Annotated in this window: 14 protein-coding genes; 10 read left to right on the forward strand and 4 right to left on the reverse strand. The window is 60.4% G+C overall.

The window, feature by feature from the left end:
* Window positions 1-237: 237 nt before the first annotated feature.
* On the reverse strand, window positions 238-1,416 hold the full coding sequence (locus ACP7E0_RS07000) for a sialidase family protein (protein ID WP_426123864.1): 1,179 nt from the start codon (window positions 1,414-1,416) through the stop codon (window positions 238-240).
* 12 nt (window positions 1,417-1,428) lie between these two features.
* On the reverse strand, window positions 1,429-2,334 hold the full coding sequence (locus ACP7E0_RS07005) for a dihydrodipicolinate synthase family protein (protein ID WP_426123865.1): 906 nt from the start codon (window positions 2,332-2,334) through the stop codon (window positions 1,429-1,431).
* Between the two features lie 291 nt (window positions 2,335-2,625).
* On the opposite strand from ACP7E0_RS07005, the gene ACP7E0_RS07010 reads away from it, so the two are divergent.
* The 8 genes from ACP7E0_RS07010 (at window position 2,626) to ACP7E0_RS07045 (ending at window position 11,410) form a co-directional block, all read left to right on the forward strand.
* Window positions 2,626-4,278, forward strand: a complete 1,653-nt coding sequence (locus tag ACP7E0_RS07010; protein WP_426123866.1) for an ABC transporter substrate-binding protein — start codon at window positions 2,626-2,628, stop codon at window positions 4,276-4,278.
* Between the two features lie 143 nt (window positions 4,279-4,421).
* Complete coding sequence (locus ACP7E0_RS07015; RefSeq protein ID WP_426123867.1) at window positions 4,422-5,378, forward strand: ABC transporter permease; 957 nt, start codon at window positions 4,422-4,424, stop codon at window positions 5,376-5,378.
* Between the two features lie 2 nt (window positions 5,379-5,380).
* Window positions 5,381-6,340 carry an ABC transporter permease gene (locus tag ACP7E0_RS07020; protein ID WP_426123869.1) on the forward strand — a complete coding sequence of 320 codons (960 nt, stop codon included), beginning with the start codon at window positions 5,381-5,383 and terminating at the stop codon, window positions 6,338-6,340.
* Complete coding sequence (locus ACP7E0_RS07025; RefSeq protein ID WP_426123870.1) at window positions 6,340-7,374, forward strand: ABC transporter ATP-binding protein; 1,035 nt, start codon at window positions 6,340-6,342, stop codon at window positions 7,372-7,374. The genes ACP7E0_RS07020 and ACP7E0_RS07025 overlap by 1 nt, the downstream gene beginning before the upstream one ends.
* A complete protein-coding gene (locus tag ACP7E0_RS07030) occupies window positions 7,374-8,366 on the forward strand; it encodes an ABC transporter ATP-binding protein (RefSeq protein ID WP_426124126.1) in 993 nt (330 codons plus the stop codon). Before ACP7E0_RS07025 ends, ACP7E0_RS07030 begins: the two co-directional genes overlap by 1 nt.
* Window positions 8,363-9,466, forward strand: a complete 1,104-nt coding sequence (locus tag ACP7E0_RS07035; RefSeq protein WP_426123871.1) for a four-carbon acid sugar kinase family protein — start codon at window positions 8,363-8,365, stop codon at window positions 9,464-9,466. The genes ACP7E0_RS07030 and ACP7E0_RS07035 overlap by 4 nt, the downstream gene beginning before the upstream one ends.
* Window positions 9,467-9,471: 5 nt before the next feature.
* Entirely contained in the window at window positions 9,472-10,230 is a 759-nt protein-coding gene (locus ACP7E0_RS07040) for a FadR/GntR family transcriptional regulator (protein ID WP_426123873.1), read from the forward strand.
* Between the two features lie 205 nt (window positions 10,231-10,435).
* Window positions 10,436-11,410, forward strand: coding sequence for a capsular biosynthesis protein (locus tag ACP7E0_RS07045; protein ID WP_426124127.1), 975 nt, complete (start codon window positions 10,436-10,438; stop codon window positions 11,408-11,410).
* Window positions 11,411-11,436: 26 nt separating this feature from the next.
* Here ACP7E0_RS07045 and ACP7E0_RS07050 read toward each other — a convergent pair whose 3' ends face one another.
* Complete coding sequence (locus tag ACP7E0_RS07050; protein WP_426123874.1) at window positions 11,437-12,516, reverse strand: hypothetical protein; 1,080 nt, start codon at window positions 12,514-12,516, stop codon at window positions 11,437-11,439.
* 267 nt (window positions 12,517-12,783) lie between these two features.
* Between ACP7E0_RS07050 and rfbB the strand changes: the two genes are divergently transcribed.
* The gene (rfbB, locus tag ACP7E0_RS07055) at window positions 12,784-13,845 is read left to right on the forward strand and encodes a dTDP-glucose 4,6-dehydratase (protein WP_426123875.1); all 1,062 of its coding nucleotides are present in this window, start codon (window positions 12,784-12,786) and stop codon (window positions 13,843-13,845) included.
* Window positions 13,846-13,919: 74 nt separating this feature from the next.
* Here rfbB and ACP7E0_RS07060 read toward each other — a convergent pair whose 3' ends face one another.
* Window positions 13,920-15,932 (reverse strand): glycosyltransferase family 2 protein, encoded by a 2,013-nt coding sequence (locus tag ACP7E0_RS07060; protein ID WP_426123876.1) that lies wholly within the window; start codon window positions 15,930-15,932, stop codon window positions 13,920-13,922.
* Window positions 15,933-16,047: 115 nt separating this feature from the next.
* On the opposite strand from ACP7E0_RS07060, the gene rfbC reads away from it, so the two are divergent.
* Complete coding sequence (gene rfbC / locus ACP7E0_RS07065) at window positions 16,048-16,620, forward strand: dTDP-4-dehydrorhamnose 3,5-epimerase (RefSeq protein WP_426123877.1); 573 nt, start codon at window positions 16,048-16,050, stop codon at window positions 16,618-16,620.
* The last annotated feature ends 3 nt before the right edge of the window (window positions 16,621-16,623 follow it).

Genomic DNA, 16,623 nt, shown 5'->3' on the forward strand with positions numbered 1-16,623 from the left:
AACTGCGAAGTGCATCTCTCCTTCACCGAAATTGGGAGACAAGCAACAGGCGCACCGAAATGGAGTGAATACCTTGTAAACAGACGCATGAAACCCGCGCCATTTGGCGTGAGTTCCGGACCCACAACCATATTTGTCAAATCCCGCTCGGGCAGCGCTCGATTTTTCGCAGCTGCAACACATGTATTTTCCACTCAAACGGTGGAAAAGCGTGGATTTGCGCGCAGCAACAAGACCTTAAAAGCCGTATCCGGGCTCCAGCCGCACATATTTGATCGCCCGGCGATAATAGGTGTAGGCGACATGCAGCGCCCCGTCCGGCCCCTCGACAATCGACGGGTAGGAATATTCGCGGTTGAGTGCATCCTTGGAATTGTTGGTGAGGCAATAGCCATCGCCGGTTTCCAGATGAACGGGATCGCCAAAGGTCTCTCCGCCATCACCGGAAGAGACAAGACTCATCGGCGCGCGGGAAACACCCCAGATCGCTTTCGGCCTGCCATCGGCAGCAGACGCCGCCTCCGCCGGCTCGATCTCATCGTAGAGAGAATGGCGCCGGTCGCTGGATGTCAAAGCACTGGAATGATTGTAGATAATCGCGACCCGGCCATCCTTGAGCGCGACCGCCTGGATCGATGAATTGTTGTTGGGCAGCCCGGTTGGCGCCGGCGCACTCCAAGTCATACCGTCATCATCGGAATGGCTGCGCAGGATCTGCGTAGCAAAGCGATTGCGGAAGAAGGCCACCAATCGCCCGTCGCCACGCGGGACGATGTTCATATGGACGGCACCGACGCTGCCGGGCAGATCGATCATATCCCAGCTGGATCCGGCATTGCGCGAGATCAGAACGGCGGCCGTATCGGCGTCGCCCGTCCAGCGCTGGCCGGGCGCGCCAATGCAGCGGAACACCGGCAGAAGCCAGTCACCCTTGGAGTTGACGACGATCGGCTGACGCACGAACGTTCCCGGACGGTCGCAGAGGATTTCGACGGGACCGAAAGTGCGCCCGCCATCAGCGGAAATCCGCCGCTTGACGACGGCGCCGTCCTGGTTTCCCGAGGTTTGCGACGTGAAGATCAGCCAGACATCGCCATCCGGCGCCGTGAAGATCAGCGGGTTCTGTTCGGACTTCTGCGGATCGTCCGACATTTTTTCCGCATCCGACCATTGGCTGGAACCGGCCGGCAGTCGCGACATGTAGATGGAGATATCCCCCATGCCTTCCATCGTGCCGCCAAACCAGACGCAGGTCAGCGTGCCGTCCGGAAGGAAGGCCAGATTGGCCGCGTGGTTCTGCACACAAGGCGATGGCAGGAAGGCGTCGAAACGATATTTTTCTGCCACGTGCGGCAGGATAGCGCCGTTCATAAGCGGCGGAATTTGCTCAGGTTTCAGGCCGGAACCGGATGTCATGGCACTATCCCCTTACGGCAGCTGCGCAAACTTGACGGCGAGATCCGCCTGGTCGGCAGCGCTCAGCGCCATCAGCGGCGGTCGCGGGCGCGCCCAGGCGGAATTGCCGTTCTTGAGGCCGACCATCGCCTTGATCGTCGGAATCTGGACGTAGGAATTGGACAACGAGCGATAGGCGTTGATACGCGCCTGCGCTGCCTCGACCTCGGCCGCGCGGGCCGGATCATTGGCATGGTCGTAGACCGTGCGCAGCGAGTTTGCGACCAGATTGGATGTCGCGGTAATGCAGCCCGCCCCGCCAGCCCTGATCAGCGGTAAGAGTAGAGGATCAGCCCCAGCAAGCACGGAAAAACCCGGAAACGCGGCAAGAAGCGCTTCCATATTGGCGAAATCGCCAGCCGAATCCTTGATACCGACCACTGTATCCGGAAACGCCTCGATCAACCGGCGGATCAGCGGCAGGGTCAGCGGAATGCCGGACACCTGGGGAATGTGATAGAGCACGACTTGCAGCCGGTCGTCGGCGATCGTTTCGATGATCCGCGCATAGGCGGCGAACAGGCCATCATCCGATACGCCCTTGTAATAGAAGGGTGGCAGCATCACGACGCTGCTAACACCAACAGACAGGGCATGGCGCGTCAGCTCGATCGTCTCCGGAATGGCGGCAACGCCGGTCCCGGGCATCAGCTGATCGCCGGATATATCCGCCTTCAGCGCCGCCTCGAGAATAGTGCGGCGTTCGGCAGACGAAAACGAATTGGCCTCGCCCGTCGTGCCAAGCAATGCCACGCCGTGACAGCCTTCGCTGAGAAGGCGCTGGCAATGGGCGGTGAACAGGCCAAGATCGGGCGTATCGTCGGCATTGAGCGGCGTCGTGGCAGCGCTATAGACGCCGGTGATCCTGTGAATCGTCATTTTTGCAAACTCCTCCGCGAGCATCCGGCCATCTGGGTGCCGTCATTCTCCTGCTTTTTCCGCAATCATGACAAGTTGTCAAGAAAAAATCAGCATAAGAAAATTCATCAAAAATCCATCATATTGATAAATATACATTTTTACTTAAGACAAAGGCGAGCAACGAATAAACAAAGAAATAATGTTGACATATTTACAATAACGATCCAGTGTCCGGCTTCATCATGGCGCGGCAAGCTGTCCGGAACCGGCAGAAGGAGGGCGCGATGACAGCATCTATTGGAGGATCAGATGTCTAATCAGAACACCATACCCGCCTCGTCGCAGCCGCAGATGACGCGCCGCAACGCCCTGAAACTCGGCCTTGGCACCAGCGTGGCGCTTGGCCTGTTCGGCCTGAACGCCCGCATCGTCATGGCCCAGGAAGGTCAGGTGCTCAAAGTCGCGAACCCTGCCTTCAACCAGGACTGGTCGCCGTTGCGCGGCGGCGGCGTACCATATCGCTGGAATTCCGCCTGGTGGGCATCGCCGATGTATTTCGACAGCAAGGGCGAATTGCACCCTTACGTCTTTACAAGCTGGGAACCCGCCGCCGACAACAAGACCTGGACCTTCAAGATCGACCCGAAGGCCGTATTCTCCGATGGCAGCAAGATCACTGCCGAGGACGTCAAGGGTTCCTGGAACGTCTCGGCCATGCCGAACACCAAGAACCAGCGCGCCGACCAGGTGCTGAGCAAGGTCGCAGGCTATGCCGATGTCGGCGCCGGCAAGGCCAAGGAAATTTCCGGTATCGCCACGCCGGACGAAGGCACGGTCGTCGTCACCCTGTCGGAAGCCGATCCGATCTTCTTCATGCGGCTGGGCAACCATATCGCGCCGATCACCAAGGCTTCGCAGTCGCGCGGCGAAGACGGCGAGGAAATCGCCGACTGGTACATGCCGACCAGCGATGCCGTCTATTCCGGCCCGTTCAAGCTGACCAGCATCGATCTCGATGCCGGCAAGCTTGTGTTCGAGCCCAATGAAAACTTCTTCGGCCCGAAGCCGAAACTGGCGCGCATCGAAATCGACTCGATCGAAGACAACGTCACCGCGACATCGCTGTTGAAGTCCGGCGAATACAATGCCCATACGGAGCTTGTGACCTCGACCATCGTGCAGGACCTTGGCGCCAGCTTCGCCGAGGGCCCGCTGATCCCGACCAGCCAGCATTTCTGGTTCAATTCGGCGCGTGCACCGATGGACGATCCGAAGGTTCGCCAGGCGTTGATCATGGCTGTCGATCGCGACGGCCTGATGAAGGCGTCGTTCCCGGATGGTCCGCACAAGAAGACCGACCAGGTCATCAACTCCGTACCGGGCGCCGATAATTCCGGCTTCGAGCCCTACCCTTACGATCCGGAAGGCGCCAAGAAACTTCTGGCTGAATCGACCTATGGTGGCCCGGAACGCCTGCCAAAACTGCTGTTCGTCGGCATTTCCGGCCCGGCGATCGAGGCTGCCGCCCAGTTCATCGCCGAACAGTGGCGCCAGAACCTCGGCATTACCGCCGTCGACATGAAGCCGCAGCAGGATGCCTATGCAGGCCCCGACCAGAACGCGGTGCAGATCTTCCGCGATGACGTCGGCACCCGTGTTCCCGATGCCGTGTCCTATCTCGCCGGTTCCATCGCCTCGACCTCGTCGAATGCGCAGAACAAGCTGGGCGGTTACAAGAACGACAAGGTCGACAGCCTGCTCGCAGAAGCCGCCACCAAGTCGGTGGACGATCCGCAGCGTGTGGCACTGGCGCTCGAAGCGCAGAAGGCCTTCCGCGAGGACTGGAGCTTCATCCCCTGGTATGCGCAGGCGATGTCGCGCTGGGCCACCGACAAGGTGTCCGGGATGGACAAGAATCTCGACTGGCAGGTCGTGGCCCCCTGGGACATCTCGGTCGCTTGAGGCAATTGCCATACTCGATATCTGCTGTGCGGAGGCGGAAGCCGCTTCCGCACAGATTGCCATTGCTGGAATATGATTGCGGACCTTTGCCGCAGGGCAAGGCTTCACGCATCATCTTCTGAAACCAAGGGTGGGAGACTGCCATGCTGCGTTACATCGCGACCCGTTTCGTCGTCTGGGTCCCCTCCGTCCTTCTCGTCATGCTGGGCGTCTATGCGCTGGCCTATTTCGGCGCCGGCGACCCGATCAAGCTGATCTTCCTGCGCGCGCCCGGCGACGTCGCCTATAATCCCGAGCGCATCGAGGCGATCCGCGAAAGTGCAGGGCTCAACCGGCCGTTTCTTGTTCAGTTCGGCAGCTATATCTGGAACCTGCTGCATGGCAATTTCGGCAACTCCTTGAGCTCCGGACGGTCCGTCTGGGCAATGATCTCGGCTGCCGCCCCGGTTTCCTTCAAGCTGGCGCTCTGTTCCGTCATCCTGACCGCGGTCGTTGCCATTCCGCTCGGGCTGATCGCCGCACTCAACCAGAATACCCGCACCGACTATGCCATTCTTGGCTCGGCGCTGTTTCTCTGGGCGATCCCCGCTTATGTCGCCGGGCCGATGCTGATGGTGATGCTGATCATGATCCTGCCCGGTTCCGCCGTGCCCTATGGCTGGGGTGGTATCTTCGACGTGCGCATCATACTGCCGCTGCTCGTTCTCTCCTTTCAGCCGATCGCGCTGATCGTCCGCCAGACACGCGCTGCCGTGATCGAAGTTCTTTCCGAGGATTTCGTCCGCACCGCCCGTGCCAAGGGCGTTCCGGAAGTGATCGTCGCGCTGCGCCATATCCTGCGCCCGGTACTGACCCCCGTTGTCACCCAGCTTGGCCTGATCATGATCACCATCGTCAACGGCGCGATCTTCGTCGAGCTGGTTTTCGGCCTGCCGGGTCTTGGCCGCCTCACCGTTCAGGCGCTGACCAATACCGATTACCCGGTCATTCTCGCCATCACGCTGATCGGCTCGTTCCTGGTGATGATCTCCAACCTTTTGGTCGATGTGCTCTATCCGCTGCTCGATCCCCGCGCCAACGACACAAGAAGGAGCCGCTGACCATGTCCGTCGTTCCCATGACAACCACCCCCATCGAGATCGAACCGCCCGTCAGCCTCTGGCGTGACGCCTGGCACCGGCTGCGCCGCAACAGGCTCGCCGTCTTCGGTCTCGTCATCGTCGTCATCCTTGCCTTTGCGGCAGTGTTCGGTCCGTATCTGACGCCTTACGACTTTCTCAGCCAGGATCTGAATTCGCGCAACATGGCCCCGTCTTTGTCGCATCTGTTCGGCACGGACGATCTCGGCCGCGATGTCTTCAGCCGCGTCGTCTACGGCACGCGCACCGCCTTTCTGGTGGCGATCGTTGTCACCTTCAGTGCCGTTCTGATCGGCGTGACGCTCGGCGCGCTCGCCGGTTTCTTCGGCGGCTGGCTGGACCGGATCGTCATGTGGCTGACCGACATGACCATGTCGATCCCCAACCTTCTGCTCGTCGTCGTCATCAATGCCTCGCTGAAATCGCCGATCACCGGCTGGATGGAAGCCCGCTATCTGGCGACGCTCAACCCGGTCTACCGCGAAACCATCTGGGTCGATTTCCTGCTGGTCTTCGGCTCGATGGCGCTGATCTCCTGGCCGCCCTATGCCCGCCTTGTGCGCGCCCAGGTCCTGTCGATCCGGTCGCGCCCCTACATCACCGCCGCTCAGGCGCTGGGGCTGACCAACCGCATCATCCTGATGCGCTATGTCGTGCCGAATGCCCTTGGCCCACTGATCGTGGCAGTCAGCGCCGGCCTCGGCACCGCCATGGTTCTGGAAAGCGCCTTTTCGTTCCTCGGCGTCGGCGTCAACCCGCCGACCCCAAGCTGGGGCAACATGATCTCGGACGGCCTGCGCGTCTGGCAGCATTATCCGCATCTGCTGGCCGCCCCTGCCGCCGTTCTCGGTCTTGCCTCCGTCGCCTTCTCCTTCCTCGGCGACGGCCTCAACGATGCCCTCAATCCGCGCGGAGCGAAGTGATGATGATGGCCAACGATATCCGCCCAGAACCATCGGCCAAGACCAGCAAGCGCCTGCTCGACGTCAAGGGGCTGACCATCGAGATCGAGACCCGCAACGGTCCGGCAACCATCGTCGATGGCATCGATCTGCATGTCGACAAGGGCGAGACGCTGGGCATCGTCGGCGAATCCGGTTGCGGCAAGAGCCTGACGATGCTGAGCATGATGCGGCTTTTGCCCAACAAGATTCGGGTCACCAAGGGGCAAGCCAATTTTGCCGGCCGCGACCTGCAGACAATGTCGAATTCCGAACTGCGCAAGGTGCGCGGCGGCGAGGTCGGCTTCATCTTCCAGGACCCGATGACCTCGCTCAATCCAGTGATGCGCATTGGCCAGCAGCTGGCCGAACCGCTCATTTATCATCGCGGCATGTCGAAGGCAGAGGCGCGCAAGCGGGCTGGCGAACTCTTGAAGCTGGTCGGCATTCCCGGCGCAGAGGATCGTCTCGACGCCTATCCACATGAACTCTCCGGCGGCATGCGCCAGCGCGTGATGATCGCCATCGGCCTTGCCTGCAATCCGCAGCTTTTGATCGCCGACGAGCCGACCACGGCGCTCGATGTGACGATCCAGGCGCAAATCGTCGATCTGGTGAAAGATCTGCGCGACAAGCTCGGCATGTCCGTCGTCTGGATCACCCATGACCTGGCGCTGATCGCCGGTCTCGTCGACCGTATCAACGTGCTCTATGCCGGCACCGTGGTCGAGGATGCGCCGGTCGATGCGCTGTTTGCCAATCCGAGCCATCCCTATACGCAAGGATTGCTCGCCTCGATCCCGAAACTGTCCGACGAACGTTCGACGCGCCTCAGCTCGATCGGCGGCACCCCACCCGAACCCGGCCGCCGTCCGAAGGGCTGTCCATTTGCGCCGCGCTGTCCGCTCGCGGAAGCAATCTGTCGTGAGCGTGTCCCGGCACTGGAAGGCCTCAGCCACGGCGGTGCCCACCGCGTTGCCTGCTTCGTCGCCCAAAGAAAACTGGAGGCCGCATGATGGCTGCCCAACCCTTGATGCGTATCGAACATCTGGTAAAGCATTTTCACGTCCGGCTCGGTGCCTTTGGCGAGCGCGCCGCAACCGTGCATGCGCTGGACGATGTCAATTTCGATATATTCGAAGGCGAGACGCTCAGCCTCGTTGGCGAATCCGGCTGCGGCAAGTCCACCACCGGCTTCACCCTGCTCAACCTGCACCGGGCGACCGAAGGCAAGGTGATCTATCAGGGCAAGAATATCGTCGAGCTCGATGAAAAGGCGATGCGGCCCTACCGCCGCCAGTTGCAGATCGTCTTTCAGGATCCCTATTCGACGCTCAACCCGCGCATGACGATAGGCGAAGCCGTCGGGGAGCCGATCCTGTTTCACAAGCTTGCCACCAAGGCCGAGCTGAAAGACCGGATCGCCACGCTGCTGGCCGATGTCGGCCTGCCGCCGCGCTTTGCCTCGCGCTATCCGCATGAACTGTCCGGCGGCCAGCGCCAGCGCGTGGCGATTGCCCGAGCGCTCGCCTGCCAGCCGAAATTCATCGTCTGCGACGAGGCGATCTCGGCGCTCGACGTTTCCGTGCAGGCGCAGATCATCAACCTGTTGCTCGACCTGCAGCAGAAATACGGACTGACCTATCTGTTCATCGCCCATGATCTCGCTGTCGTCCGCCATATCAGCGACCGCGTCGGCGTCATGTATCTCGGCCGCCTCGCCGAGCTTGCGACCCGCGAAGAACTGTTCGAGCATCCGCTGCATCCCTACACCAAGGCGCTGCTCTCGGCAGTGCCGGAGGCAGACCCTGCCCATGAGCGCAGCCGCAAGCGGCAGATCCTGCAGGGCGATGTGCCAAGCCCGCTGTCGCCGCCCGCCGGTTGCCGGTTCCACACGCGTTGCCCGATCGCCATGGAGGTCTGCGGCAAGGTCGTGCCGGAATGGCGTGAAGTCCGGCCGGGCCATATGGTCGCCTGTCATGCCGTCACCGAGGGCTTGCCCGGATGACACTGCAAGTCGCCATCATTGCCGACGACCTGACGGGCGCGCTCGATACCGGCACGCCCTTTGTCGACGCCGGCCTGAAGGTGGCGGTGGCAATCGAGGTGGATGCGATTGCTCAAGCGTTGGCGCGCAAGCCGGACGTCATCGTGATCAATACGGCATCGCGGGCGCTTTCCGCCGGTGCAGCCTCGCAGGAGATGCAGGCGGCTCTTACCGCGTTGGGTTCGACTAAGCCGCTTATTCTCTTCAAAAAAATCGATTCGCGGCTCAAGGGCAATGTCACTGCGGAGAGTATAGCGCTTGCCGGGATGACCGGCCGCAACCGGATCGTCGTGGCGCCGGCCATTCCGGATCAGCAGCGTTTCACCATCGATGGCGCTGTCACCGGCCGGGGGGTCGAGACACCGCTGCCAATCCGCACCCTTTTTCCCGCCGACCCGTTGGCGATCGATGTTTACGACGCCAGCACCGATGCCGATCTGGACGATCTGGTTGGGAGGACCGACTGGTCCACCACGGTCGCCGTTGGCGCGCGTGGTCTGGGCAGCGCCTTTGCCCGTTTCCTGGCGAGGCCGACTGCCCTTCGCCCGCCATTCCCGCAATCGACCGACACCTTGTTTGCCTTCGGATCGCGCGATCCCATTACATCAGCCCAGATCGAACATCTCGCTAAACACAGACAGCTTGTGGCGATCGCGGATGCTCTCGCCGGCGAATTGTCGGCAGTGGACGTCCACGGACTTCCAGCCGTAGCCCGATGCTCCGGCGAGCAGACATCCAACCCCGAACACGTCGTTGCCCGCTTTGCCGACGGCATCCGGCAGGTGGTCGAGCAAACCCGGCCCGACATGCTGATGATGGGCGGCGGCGATACCGCACTTGCGATTCTGAAAGCGCTTGGCGCCAGCGTGCTGTCTCCCAATGGCGAGATCGAAGCGGGCATTCCGTGGTTTCAAATCGAAAGCCCGGACGGGCGGACAATCTGCTGTGCGGTCAAATCCGGGGGCTTCGGTACTATCGATTCTTTGCTAAAACTCGTTCCCGAGAATCTGTTAAGTCAAAAACCGTCCCACAGGACAAGGATCGAAAAACAGGCGTGGTGAAAAAAATGGCGCAGGATGCCCCCGCAATCGAAGAACCCGGCCCAAACGCCAAACCGGAGCGCGTCAAATCCGTGCGGCTGGTCGATCGTGTCTTCGATCAACTGCGCGAGCGCATCCGCTCCGGCAATTATCCGCCGGACTCCCGATTGCCGGGCGAACACGAGCTGGCATCGATCATGGGGGTTTCCCGCCCGATCGTGCGTGATGCGCTCGGCCGGCTGCGTGAAGAGGGCATGGTCTATTCGCGCCAGGGGGCTGGCACCTTCGTCAGCGCCCAGGCATCGCCCGCCACCCACCTTGCTTATTCTCCGGTCAAGACCATTGCCGACATTCAGCGCTGCTATGAGTTCCGCCTGACGATCGAGCCGGTCGCTGCCTTCTTTGCCGCCCAGCGGCGCGACGAAGCCGCCATCCAGAAGATTGCCTCCGCCCTTGCCGACCTGCGCGAAGCAACCAGCCATCAGTTGCATCGCACCGATGCCGACTTCGTTTTCCATCGCAGCGTCACCGAGGCGGCCAACAATCATTACTACACTGCCTCCATCGAAGCGCTGAAGCCACACATCGCCGTTGGCATGCATTTGCACGGCCTGTCATTGATGGGACCGCGGCTTGGTCTGGAAAAGGTGTTCGAAGAACACAACGCCATCTATCAGGCTATCGCCGACGGCCGCGCCGAAGACGCCCAGAAAGCCATGCGCCTCCACCTCGAAGGCTCCCGCAACCGCCTGTTCGAAGACCGCGTTCTGGACCTGTCTTTTTGAGCGGGGCTCGCCACAAGCCGCGCTGCCCCCATGGCTGCATCATCTTAGGCTGTCTCTGCCCCTGATTGATCTGGACTTCGGCAACACAGTTCCTGTAGATGGCCGTCTTGATCCCTTCATGCATCGGGAAAACAGCCAGCGAGAAGGCGGTGCCAGAGTGGAGCTTCCTCCAATTCCGGGAAAACCATGGTTTCCTCCCGCCCAGATGCCGCTCGGCGCGACGTTTTTCGTTCGCCAGGCATTTCCCTGGTTGCACCATTATTTCGATCTGGCTGAAATGGGCACAACGCTCTCGCCGGGAATCAAGGGCATAGTATCCTGGGGCGGACGCCTGCCTGCCAAGACGGCAATAGGGATTGCCCGTTTACGCGGCCTGCCGCACTGGAACCTGGAAGACGGCTTTTTGCGCTCCGTTGGACTGGGCAAAAGCGGATCCATCCCCTTGTCGATCATTGCCGACGATCTTGGCTTGCCGGTCGATGCCGGCATTGCCTCCCGTCTGGAACTCCTGATCGGCGACCCCACCCGTCCGCGTGATGCGGCCTGCGGCAAGACAATCCGTAAGCGTTTGGTCGAGCATAAACTCACGAAATACAATCACTTGCCGCACAAGGCCCCGAACATAGCCGCCAGCACGCGCCGTCGGCTTCTGCTTGTCGATCAGGTGGTCGGCGATGTCTCGGTTGGACGGGCGCTTGGGAATGCTGCGTCGTTCGAGCAGATGTTGCGCGATGCGGTTGCAAGCGGCGGTCAATGCCTGGTGCGGACCCACCCCGACGTCATGGCCGGCTATCGCAAGGGCTACCTCACGGAACTCGCCGCCAGAACGCCGGGCGTCGTCTTCGTCGGCGACCAGGTCTCGGTCGCCTCGATCCTTGACGTGGTGGACGAGGTCTGGACGGTTTCCAGCCAGTTCGGCCTGGACGCATTGCTGCGCGGTCTGCCAGTGCGCTGCTATGCGGCACCGTTTTATGCCGGGTGGGGGCTGACGCAGGACACTGTAAGCCAAGCAGCAAAGGCGGCTACTTCCCAAAGGCGTACCGCGCGGCCGACGATCGACGAGCTTGTTGAAGTGGTCTTCTCGGTCTATCCCTCCTACAGGAATCCGGCGACCTGGCAACCGATCCACGTGCTGCAGGCGATCGATCTGCTTGTCGAGGAAATGACATCCCGGAAATAGACGAGCCGCTTGGACAACGCTGTCGCTTACGATGGATTGAGCCCGAGCCCCGCTTGGGCTTGCAGTGACATACGCGCCACGATATCGCGTGTTGCCTGCGCTGCCGCCCGTCTCTTTGCTGGTTCATCGATCAGGGTGATAAGTGTATTCCGCCACACCGTTGCATCGAGCGGAAGCCTGATTTCGCCGCTATCGTCTGCGGATCCGTAGGCTTCGGATATCGAAAATATCCCCGCTGCGCCCGCCCGCGCCACATCTATTCTTTTGGTTGCAGAACGGCAGTCATTAACGCGTGAGGAGCCGAGTGGCACCAGCATGATGTCAATCCGCCGCGTCAATGCTTCGGCAAGGTAGTCAGACCAGGAGACCTGCTGGCGGAATACGACACGGTCCATTCCCTGCCAGAGATATGCGGAAGCCTTACCGGCGAAGACCTCGAAGCGAGCGTGCGGCCGGGCCGCTAGTACGTCCTTGATAATCGGTTGGAGGAAACGGTGTTCATCCACGTGAATGGCCGTGGCGTGATAGGCGATCAGCAACTGATCCTCGTGGCCGGAGGCGTTCGGGTGAGGACCATTCCACAGGCTTGCGGGGGGAGCAGGCGGCAGAACGCGCGCATTCGCGCTCTTCAAGCGGTCAGCGAGCTTCGGCGTCGAGGCCCATACGATATCGAGATGCCGGTTGAGACGCCGCAACGGCATAAGTCCCAGCAACAGAAGCGACAATCGATAACCGATAGCTGCTTCCCGGCCGGTTACGATACCGGGGATATCGTCATCCAGAAACAAACCGACTCCGGCAAGCTTTGAACGCTCCTGCTCGATCCATTTCAACGCAGTGGCTGAAGCATACCGGCAGAGAATGACGAAGGCTCCCTCTGCATCAAGACTGCTGAAATCATTGCTCTTGATATCCACCATTTGGTGTGGAGGCATGCCGGGGGCTGCAAGGCGAGCGGCAAAATAGTAGTCGGATGTCGGGTTGGGATGACGTCCGATAAGGATGATGCGACGAACAGCCGTGCGGGGGCCGCCGGTCGCACCTGCGCGAAGCTGCGGCGTCGGCAAGGCCTGCGCGAATATCCGTCTCAACCAGCCGTCACGCATTCTTGCAGGCCCTTGCTTTCGCTCATTGCCGCACGGCTGATATCGGCCGTACGCTCGCATGGTCCTTGCAATAGGATGCACCCGTACCTGTGTCAAAGCTGACGACGTCCGAACTGAGCGGCTGTGGCCAAAACATTCCCCCTCACAGTTGCAGGAAGCTCAACCTCCGGGCTACAGCAATGTTGCCGGATGGGGACCTGACGAATATTACTGTCCATCATATCGAATCAGTGTCCGTTATTGACGGACGCAAGTGGAGGATTACCGATGCGCGTATTGGTGACTGGTGGTGCCGGCTTCATCGGGTCTGCTGTGGTGCGTTACCTCATTCTCGAAAAGGGATATGAGGTCCTCAACGTCGACAAGCTGACCTACGCAGGAACGCTGACATCGCTGCAGGCCGTGGAAGGAAATCCGCTTTACCGGTTCCTGAAGGCCGACATTTGCGATGGGCAGGCAATTTCGCAGGCGCTTGCCAGCTTTAAGCCGGACCGCATCATGCATCTCGCCGCGGAAAGTCACGTGGACCGCTCGATTACCGGTGCCCGTGATTTCGTCGAGACCAACGTGCTGGGTACATTCACCATGCTGGAATGCGCCCGTGCCTATTGGCAGTCGCTTGCGGCGGCCGAGAAGGAGGCCTTTCGCTTTCTGCACGTCTCGACGGACGAGGTTTACGGTTCGCTCGGAGATGACGGACTTTTCGAAGAAACCACGCCTTACGACCCGAGCTCGCCTTATTCCGCCTCCAAGGCTGCGTCCGATCATCTGGCCAAGGCCTGGACACGCACCTATGGCATGCCGATCGTGGTCTCGAACTGCTCGAACAATTACGGGCCGTTCCACTTTCCCGAAAAACTCATTCCGCTGGTCATCATCAGCGCACTCGAAGGCAAACCGCTGCCGGTTTACGGCACTGGCGCCAATGTCCGCGATTGGCTGTTCGTCGAAGACCATGCGCGCGCGCTGGATATCGTTACCGAGCGCGGCCGGATCGGCGAGACTTACAATGTCGGCGGACGCAACGAGCGCCGCAATATCGACGTGGTCAATCGCATTTGCGCGCTGATGAACGAACTGCATCCTTCAGGCCGTCCGCATGAGAGCCTGATTACCTATGTGCAGGACCGTCCGGGACATGATGCGCGCTATGCCATCGATGCGACGAAACTTGAAACCGAACTCGGCTGGAAAGCGCAGGAAAATTTCGATACGGGCATCGAAAAGACGGTGAAATGGTATCTCGAAAACGAATGGTGGTGGGCCCCCTTGCGCAAGGGCTACGATGGCAGCCGCCTCGGGCTGCTAAAGTCCAGTAAATCAGGATAGACCGCGCTCCGACTTGTAGTCATTGTTTTCTTCGATGGGTCGGCGAATGGTGTTCGCCGCCCCTGATATCTGCGTCAGCCCGCTGCGTTGTTCGGGAACGATGACTGCAGGCTTGGTAGTCTCGCAGAGAGATTGGATGGCACAGCACTGAGCGTCCAATCAGCTGCGGTCAGCGACAGATTGGGATTGTAGAACGGGTCGTTGCGCAGGGCATCGCCCCACCGTTCGTGCATGTACCGCTCCTCGTTTGCGAAACGGGCGAGTTTTTCCGGCGTGTTATCGCCACCGCGCGACACGGATTCGCGATGGATCAGCCGGGCATGCGGGGTCCACAGGATGGCTTTGCCGATTTCCCGCAGTCTCAGACAGTAATCAACATCGTTGAAAGCGACGGCGAGTTGCTCTTCGTTCATCCCCCCCACCCGCTGCCATAGGCTTTGGCGTGTGAGCAGGCAGGCGCCCGTGACCGCGCTCATTTCCTGCCGCTGGGCCATCAGGCCGCAATCTTCTCCAGCGCGGGGATGACGGAAATGAAAACTGTGGCGCGCGACCGACCCGGAGCCGAGCGTGACGCCCGCGTGCTGGGCATAGCCGTCCGGGAAAAGCAGAAAGGCTCCCGCCGCTCCCGCGCGCGGATCGTTGAGTTCCGCCACCATCTGATCCAGCCATCCCGGCTCGATCGGGTTGACATCATTGTTCAACAGCAGGGTCAACTCATAACGGGCCTGAGCGACACCCAGATTGCAGGCCTTGGAGAAGTTGAAGGGACCGGGCATGGGAATTCGCCGCAAGCGGCGATCGGCGGCGTATCGCTCAAAAAGAGCCTCGGTTTCGGGTTCCCGGCTCTCATTGTCAATCACGATTACGTCGAGATCGTCGGCGCGCGTTTCGTTGAAAAGCCCATGGAGGCAGACCGAAAGCAGGTCAGCGCGGTCACGAGTCGGAATAATGACGCTGACCTTGGTCTCCAGCCGAGGAGTTTTCGGCCGGGAAGGTTGGGCGGGCAGCCTTGCAACGGAGCGGTGCAGGAGCACGCGCGGCACATGCGCGATTTGGCCATGCCGCGAAGCTTCAATCAAGAGCAGGCCCGATGCGGTTCCAGCAAGATCGGTGAGATCTTTCAAAGCGTCCAATCGAATGAGCGCCCCGTCCGGCGCCAGCCAACCGGTTTCTGCAAGTGGTGGGTTCCATGCCGGCTTGAAGAAAGGCTGGAAATGCCAGCCGCGTGTATCAATTCGGTCTTCGTCGCAATAAGCGGCTGCAAGCATCGGATCGGCGATGAGAGGCTGCATCAGATGCGCGATCGCAGCTTTATCAAGCAGCATCCCGGCCGGGAGCCGCATCCAGTAGGCGGCCTCCTTCGTTTTCACGCCGGACGCATACGCTTCTTCGGCCGGAACCTCCTGAACATGTGGATAGGTTTGCTGCGTGACAGACCGGCGCGTTGAAGCGACTTGCGAAGGATCGGCCCCGACAATCGTGACCAAGACGCGCGGCCCCACGTCGCGCGCCGGGGGAAACGCTGGACCGGATGGCGCCGTCTCTGACATAGCCTTGATCCACGCCGGATAGGATGGCGCGTTGAGGGCATCGTAAAAACGGGCGAAGCGGTATTCGAAGCCCTTGACATTTCCGACGAGAAGCAGCCGTAGCGCACGAAACGCAGCAAGCGGTGCGTTGATTGCAATAATTGCTGCCAGCCTGGCGTAGGATATCCGGCGGACGCGAATAACCGGCAGCGCTCCCGTTGTCAGGGCAGGCCGATTTGGCTGAACCGAAAGTTTGTGTAAGCTGACCGGCATCCACCCATAAAAGCGCCCTCGTCCCCTGTCATCCAGGAGCATGGGACGCGTAAGAAGGGCCGGAAACCGATCTCGTCTATGCAGGCAAACAGTAGCGGTGAGCCCCAGAACTCTACCCGGGTCGGCTACATCCATTATGATCGGGTAGCCAGCAACATGGCCAGCATCATCGCCATCAAGAACAACAAAATGGCCGTTCGCTTCCTGTGTCATGCCGCCATATTCCAACCTTCCGTTGCCGGTCATTTCAATATATACGCTTCCCGGTACGAGGCTGCCGGTCACGATGAAGTGCGGGCTCGGGTAGGTGCATGTCTGGCACAGGCAGATGCGCGCCGCAATCAAGCATCGACGGGTTCGCAACCTAATCCAGCGAAAGCATTTTAAACAGGGTTTGCATATGTCATCGAAAGTTACGCTGATCAATCCGAAGCGATTCGGCGATGATCGTGGATGGTTTACCGAGGTTTACAGCACGAAGAAATTTTCGGATATCGGCATTGCTGATGAATTCGTACAGGACAATCACTCGCTTTCCGTTCCCGTGGGGACCTTGAGAGGGTTACACTTCCAGACACCTCCCTATGGTCAGGCAAAGCTTGTCCGCTGTATCCGCGGAAAGATATTCGATGTAGCCGTTGATCTACGACGCGGATCGCCAAGCTATGGGAAATGGGTCGGAGCCGAACTGTCGGCGGAAAACGGCCGGCAACTCTATATTCCGGTTGGTTTTGCGCACGGGTTTCTGACGCTGGAGCCATCGACGGAAGTGACCTACAAGGTGACGGATTTCTACGCGCCGGCCAACGACGGCGGGATTGCTTGGAACGACCAGCAGGTCAATATCGATTGGCCTCTTGCGGATGGCGTCGAGCCGCTCCTCAGCCCCAAGGACGAAAACCAGCCTCTGCTCTCCGCGTTCGACAGTCCGTTCGCCTATGATGGCGAGCCGCTCCAGCTGCACGAAATATGAGAG

Origin of the sequence: Pararhizobium sp. PWRC1-1 (assembly GCF_049897905.1) — a bacterium.
Taxonomy (GTDB): domain Bacteria; phylum Pseudomonadota; class Alphaproteobacteria; order Rhizobiales; family Rhizobiaceae; genus Pararhizobium.